The sequence below is a fragment of the Nocardioides sp. Bht2 genome (assembly GCF_047308515.1).
In the GTDB taxonomy this organism is placed as follows: domain Bacteria; phylum Actinomycetota; class Actinomycetes; order Propionibacteriales; family Nocardioidaceae; genus Nocardioides.
Window position 1 is genome coordinate 1 of the sequence record NZ_JBLBWI010000036.1, and the last position, 1300, is coordinate 1300.

1 protein-coding gene is annotated in these 1300 nt (G+C 64.1%); it reads right to left on the reverse strand.

The annotated features are described in order from the left end of the window. Nucleotides 1-42: 42 nt before the first annotated feature. Nucleotides 43-1232 (reverse strand): IS3 family transposase gene (locus tag ACLM5J_RS20815; protein WP_413658594.1). Its coding sequence is split into 2 segments (ribosomal slippage): nt 43-951 and nt 954-1232, totalling 1188 coding nucleotides; the frame shifts between segments, so codons are not numbered across the junction. Between the last annotated feature and the right edge of the window lie 68 nt (nt 1233-1300).

Below are 1300 nucleotides of genomic sequence, written 5' to 3' on the forward strand. Positions count from 1 at the left end.
GGGTCTGCCCCCGGTCTGGTTGACACTCGGGGTGTGCGGTAGTCAGGCCGCGTCTGCGGCCGTGTAAATCATCTCAAACTCGACCGGCGTGAGCTTTCCGAGGGCCCGTTGTCGGCGTCGGCGGTTGTACTTCGTTTCGATCCAAGTGACCATCGCCAGACGGAGCTCCTCGCGGGTGGCCCACCGCCGCGTGTTGAGAACGTTCTTCTGCAACAACGAGAAGAAACTCTCCATGCTGGCGTTGTCCCCGGCACCGTAGGCCCGGCCCATCGACCCGACCAGCCCGTTGTTCGCCAACAGCCGCTGGACCTTCTTCGCCCGGAACTGCCCGCCACGGTCGGAGTGACAGATCGTGCCGACCGGTGCACGCAAGACGATCGCGTTCCGCAGCGCGGCAGCGGCCAGGGACGACTTCATTCGTGCGTCGATGGAGTAGCCCACGATCTTGTTGGAGTACACGTCCTTGATCGCGCAGATGTACAGCTTCCCTTCCCGCGTCGGATGCTCCGAGATGTCCCAGAGCCACACCTTGTTCGGGCCGTCTGCGGTGAACTTGTGGCGGACGACGCCGTGGGAGTCGACGACGGCGAGGAGGTCGTCGTGAGGGACCGGCCCGGTGGCACCGGGCTTGGACCGCTTCTTGTGGTGGCTGGCGGTGATCCCGGCGATGCGGCACAACCGGTGCACCCGGTTCTCCCCGACGTTGATGCCGTGTTCGTCCGCGAGCTCGTCGGCAAGAAGGCGGTAGCCCAGTGTGGCGTCATCGGCGTGCAGGTCATGCAACTGGTTGATCAGGTGCGCGTCGTCGTAGTCACGCTGGCAGATGGGGTTCTTGAGCCACTTGTAGTATCCCTGGGTCGAGAGTCCCAGGACCCGGCACGCCACCGCGATCGGCACCCTGATCCGGGCACCGATCGCGGCCATCTCTTGGACGAGCGGGAAGACTATTTTCCCGGGAGATTCGCTTGGGACAGGTACGCCGCGGCACGTCGGAGGACCTCGTTCTCTTGTTCCAGAAGCCGGATCCGCTTCTTGGCTTCGCGTAGCTCGGCACGGTCAGCGTCGGTGAGACCAGGGCGCTTGCCGTCCTCGATGTCGGCGGCCTTCATCCAGTTGTGCAGGGAGGCTTCGGAGATCCCGAAGTCCTTCGCGATCTGCTTCAACGGCGCTTGGCCCTTGCGGGCCACGGCCACGACATCGTCGCGGAACTCCTTGGGGAACGGCTTCGGCATGGTAAACATCCTTGCTTGTGAGGTGGAATCCCCACAGGTCAGGTGTCAACCAAACTCGGGGCAGACCC